General features: G+C 64.8%; 10 protein-coding genes. 5 read left to right on the forward strand and 5 right to left on the reverse strand.

Features of this window, described 5'->3' with window-relative positions; genetic code table 11:
- The 5 genes from B4A72_RS04940 to aat all read left to right on the forward strand — a co-directional run.
- Nucleotides 1–159: HisA/HisF-related TIM barrel protein (locus B4A72_RS04940; RefSeq protein ID WP_292978191.1), on the forward strand; the 159-nt coding region annotated here is incomplete at its 5' end.
- A complete protein-coding gene (locus B4A72_RS04945; RefSeq protein ID WP_292952484.1) occupies nucleotides 156–470 on the forward strand; it encodes a phosphoribosyl-ATP diphosphatase in 315 nt (104 codons plus the stop codon). The genes B4A72_RS04940 and B4A72_RS04945, both read left to right, overlap by 4 nt.
- Nucleotides 471–602: 132 nt before the next feature.
- On the forward strand, nucleotides 603–1,121 hold the full coding sequence (gene accB, locus B4A72_RS04950) for an acetyl-CoA carboxylase biotin carboxyl carrier protein (protein ID WP_292952482.1): 519 nt from the start codon (nucleotides 603–605) through the stop codon (nucleotides 1,119–1,121).
- A gap of 7 nt (nucleotides 1,122–1,128) precedes the next feature.
- Complete coding sequence (accC, locus tag B4A72_RS04955; protein ID WP_292952479.1) at nucleotides 1,129–2,475, forward strand: acetyl-CoA carboxylase biotin carboxylase subunit; 1,347 nt, start codon at nucleotides 1,129–1,131, stop codon at nucleotides 2,473–2,475.
- A gap of 10 nt (nucleotides 2,476–2,485) precedes the next feature.
- Entirely contained in the window at nucleotides 2,486–3,115 is a 630-nt protein-coding gene (gene aat / locus B4A72_RS04960; RefSeq protein ID WP_292978178.1) for a leucyl/phenylalanyl-tRNA--protein transferase, read from the forward strand.
- Here aat and B4A72_RS04965 read toward each other — a convergent pair.
- From B4A72_RS04965 to B4A72_RS04985, 5 genes are all read right to left on the reverse strand, one after another.
- On the reverse strand, nucleotides 3,082–3,432 hold the full coding sequence (locus tag B4A72_RS04965; protein WP_292952473.1) for a DUF2155 domain-containing protein: 351 nt from the start codon (nucleotides 3,430–3,432) through the stop codon (nucleotides 3,082–3,084). The two genes, aat and B4A72_RS04965, sit on opposite strands and share 34 nt — an antisense overlap.
- Complete coding sequence (locus B4A72_RS04970) at nucleotides 3,429–3,914, reverse strand: outer membrane lipid asymmetry maintenance protein MlaD (RefSeq protein WP_292978179.1); 486 nt, start codon at nucleotides 3,912–3,914, stop codon at nucleotides 3,429–3,431. Before B4A72_RS04970 ends, B4A72_RS04965 begins: the two co-directional genes overlap by 4 nt.
- On the reverse strand, nucleotides 3,915–4,319 hold the full coding sequence (locus tag B4A72_RS04975; protein ID WP_414692489.1) for an NADH:ubiquinone oxidoreductase subunit NDUFA12: 405 nt from the start codon (nucleotides 4,317–4,319) through the stop codon (nucleotides 3,915–3,917).
- Nucleotides 4,320–4,492: 173 nt separating this feature from the next.
- Nucleotides 4,493–5,758, reverse strand: a complete 1,266-nt coding sequence (gene clpX / locus B4A72_RS04980) for an ATP-dependent Clp protease ATP-binding subunit ClpX (RefSeq protein ID WP_292952464.1) — start codon at nucleotides 5,756–5,758, stop codon at nucleotides 4,493–4,495.
- 165 nt (nucleotides 5,759–5,923) lie between these two features.
- Complete coding sequence (locus B4A72_RS04985) at nucleotides 5,924–6,556, reverse strand: ATP-dependent Clp protease proteolytic subunit (protein ID WP_292952461.1); 633 nt, start codon at nucleotides 6,554–6,556, stop codon at nucleotides 5,924–5,926.
- Nucleotides 6,557–6,604: the final 48 nt, after the last annotated feature.

Genomic DNA, 6,604 nt, shown 5'->3' on the forward strand with positions numbered 1-6,604 from the left:
TCGGGCGGGGTCGGCACCCTGGATCACCTGGTCGAAGGCGTGACCCAGGGCCATGCCAGCGCCGTCCTGGCCGCCTCGATCTTCCATTTCGGCACCTATTCCATAACCGAGGCCAAGGCCCACATGGCCGCAGCCGGCATTCCGATGAGACTGACATGAGCGCCATCGACAGACTTGCCGCCACCATCGCGACGCGCCGATCGGCCGATCCGGAAAGCAGCTGGACGGCGAAACTGCTGGCCGGGGGGCCGGAAAAATGCGCCGAGAAATTCGGCGAAGAGGCCGTCGAGGCGGTCATCGAAGCGGTTCGCGGCGACCGCGCCCGGCTGACCGCGGAGGCCGCTGACGTGATCTTCCATCTGCTGGTCATGCTGGCCGCGCGCGATGTGGCGCTGGCCGATGTCGAGGCGGAACTGGCGCGGCGCGAAGGCCTGTCGGGCCTTGCGGAAAAAGCCGCGCGGGGCGACTGAAGGCGGGATCAAGGCGCGGCAAGACAGGGTTCTGGCGCGAATCCCTTCCCCTCGGGCAGGCTTGGGGGCTATAAGCGGCGAAACCGCCGCGACAGGCAGGCAGACGGCAGTGAAAACATGACAGAGGATGGCATGAGCGACGATTCGATGAACGGCAAGCATCACGAAGGCGACGTCGCCTTCATCCAGTCCCTCGCGGAATTGCTGAACGCCAGCGAATTGAGCGAAATCTCGGTCAAGCGGGAATACGGCGAACATGACCGCCTGACCGTCAGCCTGTCGAAATACGGCAAGTCCGCGCCGGCAGCCCCTGCCGCGCCGGCACCACCGGCCCTGCCCCCCGCCGCGCCCGTTTCCGGCCCCGCCCCCGCCCCCGCCGCTGGCGCGCATTCGGCCGACTCCGATCCGGCCAGCCTGCCGGGTGCCGTGACCTCGCCCATGGTCGGGACCGCCTATCTGTCGGCCGAACCCGGCGCCGCGCCCTTCGTCCAGATCGGCCAGCAGGTCGCCGAGGGCGAGACGCTGATGATCGTCGAGGCGATGAAGACAATGAACCACATCCCCTCGCCCCGCGCCGGCACGGTCAAGCGGATCCTGGTCGACGATGGCAGCCCGGTGGAATTCGGCGCCCCCCTGATGGTCGTCGAGTGAGGGCAGAATGTTCGACAAGATCCTGATCGCCAACCGGGGCGAGATCGCCCTGCGCGTGATCCGCGCCTGCCGCGAGATGGGCATCGCCTCGGTCGCGGTTCATTCGACCGCCGACGCCGATGCGATGCATGTCCGCATGGCCGACGAATCGGTCTGCATCGGGCCTGCGCCTTCCTCGGCCAGCTATCTGAACATGGCGGCCATCGTCTCGGCCTGCGAGATTACCGGGGCGCAGGCGATCCATCCCGGCTACGGATTTCTGTCCGAAAATGCCGGATTCGTGCAGATGCTGGAAGATCACGGCATCACCTTCATCGGCCCGCGCGCGGAACATATCCGCATCATGGGCGACAAGATCACCGCCAAGGACACGATGAGGGCGCTTGGCGTGCCCTGCGTTCCGGGCAGCGAGGGTGGCGTCGATGACGTGGAAGCAGCCCGCCAGGTCGCGGCCGAAATCGGCTATCCGGTGATCATCAAGGCGACGGCGGGGGGCGGCGGTCGCGGCATGAAGGTGGCGGCCGACGAAAAGGGGCTGGAGGTCGCCTTCCGCACCGCCCGGGCCGAGGCCAAGGCCGCCTTCGGCAACCCCGATGTCTATATCGAGAAATATCTGCAAAAGCCGCGTCACATCGAGATCCAGGTCTTCGGCGACGGCCGCGGCCGCGCCGTCCATCTGGGCGAGCGGGATTGTTCCCTGCAACGCCGCCACCAGAAGGTTCTGGAAGAGGCGCCAGGCCCCGCCATCACCCCCGAACAGCGCGACCGGATCGGCAAGACCTGCGCCGATGCAGTGGCCAAGATCGGCTATGCCGGCGCCGGCACGATCGAATTCCTGTTCGAGGACGGCGAATTCTACTTCATCGAGATGAACACCCGCCTTCAGGTCGAACATCCCGTGACCGAGGCGATCTTCGGCGTCGATCTGGTTCGGCAGCAGATCCGCGTCGCCGCAGGCGAGGAGATGGAGTTTCAGCAAGACAAGCTGTCGATCCGTGGCCACGCGATCGAGGTTCGCATCAATGCCGAAAAGGTGCCGGCCTTCAGCCCCTGCCCCGGCAGGATCACCCAATACCACGCGCCCGGCGGGTTGGGCGTCCGGATCGATTCCGCGCTGTATCAGGGCTATTCTATCCCGCCCTATTACGACAGCCTGATCGGCAAATTGATCGTGCATGGCCGTGACCGTCGCGAGGCGCTGGCGCGGCTCGACCGCGCCTTGGGCGAGATGATCGTGGATGGGATCGACACCACGATGCCGCTGTTCCGCGCCCTTCTGCAAGAGCCGGACATCCAGACCGGAAATTATTCGATTCACTGGCTGGAACGCTGGCTCGACCGGGCTTTCGGCTGAGCCGGCCGGGGTGATCGGCGCCGCGCAATTGCTGGCAGGCTACGCGCGCGGCGTCTTTCCCATGGCCGAAAGCGGTGACGACCCCAATCTTTACTGGTTCGATCCGCCGATGCGCGGGCTTCTGCCGGTCGGCGGTGTCCACGCATCGCGATCGTTGCGACGAGACTTGCGGCGTGGCGGCTGGTCGGCGCATCTGGATGGCGATTTCGACGCGGTGGTGGCTGCCTGCGCCGCCCGCGACGTGACCTGGATCAACGCTCCGCTGCGGCGGTTGTATCGCGAACTGCATGAGGCGGGCCATGCCGAGGCGCTTGAAATCCGTCGTGATGGTCATTTTGCCGGCGGCATCTTCGGGGTGACGCTTGGTGGCGCATTCTTTGGCGAATCCATGGCCTCGGCCCGGACGAACGGGTCCAAGCTGGCGCTGATCTGGCTGTCGGGCCACCTGGCGCGTTGCGGCTTCACGCTGTTCGACACCCAGTTCCTGACCCCGCATCTGGCGCGGATGGGCGGTTTCGAATTGCCGCGCGGAACCTACCGCCAGCGATTGCAGGCCGCACTGGATCGCGATGCCGATTTCCGTCGCGCGACATTGCCCAACGCCGATCAGCTTTGGCAGGAAATCACCCAGACATCATAGCGTGCGTCGTCCAGGGCAGACAGGGCGGGCGACGAGGCGATCATCCAGCCGCTGAACAGCGTGACGTTCTGCGCCAGATCGGTGATGGTCAATTGCGCGAATGCGTCAGAGCTGGGATCGCCCGCCGGAAACCGGCATTCGCCCAGCCTGATCTGCAGCCGGTCATAACGCTTTGCCTCGCCCACCTGCAGCCGGATGTCCGTCGTCCGCCCCGACACCTTGTCCAGTCCGCGCAGCAAGGCGCCCTGTGCCCGCGCCACGTTTTGCGCGGCAGCCGGCTGGACCAGCGCCAGCACCAGAAGCGCGGCGCGGATCATGGCTGCGGCGGTCCCCTGTCGCCGCTGGCCTGGCTGTCGACGAATTTCATCATCAGTTGCAACAGGCTGACGGCGCCCTGAACCTCTTCGATCTCGTCGCCCGGGCGCAGGTCATCGGGGCTGCCGCCCGGCTGGATCAGGATATAGGAACCGCCCAGCAGCCCGTCCGACTGGATGATGGCGGCGCTGTCGACCGGCAGCGCCACGGTGTCGGGCAGGCTGATGCGCGCGTCGGCCATGTAGGTCTGCGAGTTCAGACTGATGGCGCTGACCCGGCCGACCTTGACGCCCGCCAGCCGAACCTCGGTGCCGACATCGATGCCGTCCACGTCGGGAAAAGAGGCTGTCAATTCATAGCCGCCGCGTCCGGTCATCGTGCCGCCCAAGGCCCAGATCAGAAAGCCCGCGGCGACGGCCAGAACGACGCCGCCGGCCAGCAATTCGGCGCGCTGCTCTGCCCGCTGCTCGACCGCTGCCGTCATCTACTCGGGCTGCCACGCATCATAGTCGCGCCGCGGCGCGGGATCGGCCCGATACAAAGAGCCGGGTGGATAATAGGCGCCCGGGGTGCCGGTCATGTTTGGCACATGCGGCTTTTCCCAGGTCTTGTGGATCAACGGTGCTTCGGTCGGCGGCTCGGCCCAGGTGTGGTGCAGCCAGCCGTGCCATTCCGGGCTGATCCGGCTGGCCTCGGCCTCGCCCGAATAGATCACCCAGCGGCGCGAGCCGTCCTTGTTCCGATAGAAGAGATTGCCCTGATCGTCCTCGCCGACCTTGATGCCGTTCCGCCAGGTCCAGAACTGGGTGTTCAATGTCTGGCCGTTCCACCAGGTCAACATGCGCAGCAGCTTGGATTTCAGGGACATCGGCACCGGCCTCTTCATCATCTTCGCCGCAAGCTATGGCGCAAACAGCTTCTCAGGTCCAGCCTTCGCAGCGCGCAGGGGCATCGCCGGCACAGGGAAAAAGCCAGGCCGTCCGATTGCGGTTTTCGCCGGCCTGTCTGCGGCGCGCCCGGCCGGAACCGGCGCTGTCCCCGCAGCAGGCGCCAGCGTCGCCGTCAGCCGGCCGAGGCGCTTTCCTTCTTCTGATCGGCATGGATCAGAAGCGGTTTGACCGACGCATTCAGCACCGCATCCTCGTTCACGACAACCTCTTCGACGCTGTCCATGCCCGGCAGGTCGAACATCGTGTCAAGCAGGATATCCTCCATGATCGAACGCAGGCCCCGCGCGCCGGTCTTGCGCGCGATGGCGCGCTTGGCGATGGCGTCCAGCGCATCTTCGGTGAAGGTCAGCTGCACGCCTTCCAGATCGAACAGGCGCTGATACTGCTTGACCAGCGCGTTCTTAGGCTTGGTCAGGATGATGATCAGCGCATCTTCGTCCAGATCGGTCAGGGTCGCGATCACCGGCAGACGGCCCACGAATTCCGGGATCAGGCCGAATTTCAGCAGATCCTCGGGTTCCAGGTCCTTGAACGTCTCGCCCACGCCGCGGTCATCGTTCTCTTTCACCTCGGCGCCGAAACCCATCGCCGTGCCCTTGTTGCGCTGCGAGATGATCCGGTCGAGTCCCGCGAAGGCCCCGCCGCAGATGAACAGGATATTGGTCGTATCCACCTGAAGGAATTCCTGCTGCGGATGCTTGCGGCCACCCTGCGGCGGCACGCTGGCCACCGTTCCCTCCATGATCTTCAGAAGCGCCTGCTGCACCCCCTCGCCGCTGACATCGCGGGTGATCGAGGGGTTGTCCGACTTGCGCGTGATCTTGTCCACCTCGTCGATATAGACGATGCCGCGTTGCGCGCGTTCGACATTGTATTCGCTGGATTGCAGCAGCTTGAGGATGATGTTCTCGACATCCTCGCCGACATAGCCGGCCTCGGTCAGGGTGGTTGCGTCGGCCATGGTGAAGGGCACATCCAGGATCCGCGCCAGCGTCTGCGCCAGCAGGGTCTTGCCGCAACCGGTCGGGCCGATCAGCAGGATGTTGGACTTGGCCAGTTCGATATCGGATTTCGCGCCATGGTTCAGCCGCTTGTAGTGATTGTGCACGGCGACCGACAGAACCCGCTTGGCATGTTCCTGCCCGATCACGTAATCGTCCAGAACCTGGCAGATCTCCTTCGGCGTCGGCACGCCGTCACCGGATTTCAGACCGCTGGACTTCGTTTCTTCGCGAATGATGTCCATGCACAATTCGACGCATTCATCGCAGATGAACACGGTCGGACCCGCGATCAGCTTGCGGACCTCGTGCTGGCTCTTGCCGCAAAAGCTGCAATAAAGCGTGTTCTTGCTGTCACCGCCGGACTGGTTGGCCATCGTCCACTTCCTTCATTTCCGCCCGCCGCCGGGGCCTGACGGGCGGCACGGCCGGGGCCCGGTCCGCGCCGCATTGGTCTGTTCCGCCGCCACCAGGATCGGCGGCGCGGATCGTCCTGCTCATGTTAGGGATGACGCGCCCGCGTCACAATCCCCCAAACGTGTCTATTTCTTCCCACTCTCGGCCTTGCCGCGCGGCTGCACCACCTCGTCGATCAGGCCCCATTCCTTTGCCTCGTCGGGCGACATGAAGCGGTCGCGTTCCAGCGCCTCCTCGACTTCGGCCAGTGATTTCCCGGTATGCTTCACATAGATTTCATTCAGCCGCCGCTTCAGCTTTTCGGTTTCGCGGGCGTGGATCAGGATATCGGTTGCCTGGCCCTGATAGCCGCCCGAGGGCTGGTGCACCATGACCCGGCTGTTGGGCAGCGAAAACCGCAGCCCCGGTTCGCCCGCCGCCAGCAGCAGCGATCCCATCGAGGCCGCCTGCCCCACCACCAGGGTCGAGACCTTGGGCCGGATATATTGCATCGTGTCATAGATCGACAGGCCAGAGGTCACGACCCCGCCAGGGCTGTTGATGTACATGCTGATGTCCTTCGACGGATTCTCCGCCTCGAGAAACAGCAATTGCGCGCAGACCAGCGTGGACATGCCGTCATGGACCGGACCCGAAACGAAGATGATGCGTTCCTTCAGCAGCCGCGAGAAGATGTCGTAGGCCCGTTCCCCGCGAGAGGTCTGTTCGACCACCATGGGAACGAGGGTGTTCATGTAGAATTCCGCCGGATCGCTCATCGTCTGTCCTTGCCTGTTATTCCCGTCCGCGCGATTCGACCGGGCGCT

This window comes from Paracoccus sp. UBA5162 (assembly GCF_002413585.1).
Taxonomy (GTDB): domain Bacteria; phylum Pseudomonadota; class Alphaproteobacteria; order Rhodobacterales; family Rhodobacteraceae; genus Paracoccus.

Excerpts from the sequence above, each read along its gene's own strand:
- B4A72_RS04945 (WP_292952484.1), top strand. The coding sequence starts at position 156 with ATGAGCGCCATCGACAGACTTGCCGCCACCATCGCGACGCGCCGATCG.
- accC (WP_292952479.1), top strand. The coding sequence starts at position 1,129 with ATGTTCGACAAGATCCTGATCGCCAACCGGGGCGAGATCGCCCTGCGC.
- B4A72_RS04970 (WP_292978179.1), bottom strand. The coding sequence starts at position 3,914 with ATGACGGCAGCGGTCGAGCAGCGGGCAGAGCAGCGCGCCGAATTGCTG.
- B4A72_RS04985 (WP_292952461.1), bottom strand. The coding sequence starts at position 6,556 with ATGAGCGATCCGGCGGAATTCTACATGAACACCCTCGTTCCCATGGTG.
- B4A72_RS04975 (WP_414692489.1), bottom strand. The coding sequence starts at position 4,319 with ATGATGAAGAGGCCGGTGCCGATGTCCCTGAAATCCAAGCTGCTGCGC.
- accB (WP_292952482.1), top strand. The coding sequence starts at position 603 with ATGAGCGACGATTCGATGAACGGCAAGCATCACGAAGGCGACGTCGCC.
- B4A72_RS04965 (WP_292952473.1), bottom strand. The coding sequence starts at position 3,432 with ATGATCCGCGCCGCGCTTCTGGTGCTGGCGCTGGTCCAGCCGGCTGCC.
- clpX (WP_292952464.1), bottom strand. The coding sequence starts at position 5,758 with ATGGCCAACCAGTCCGGCGGTGACAGCAAGAACACGCTTTATTGCAGC.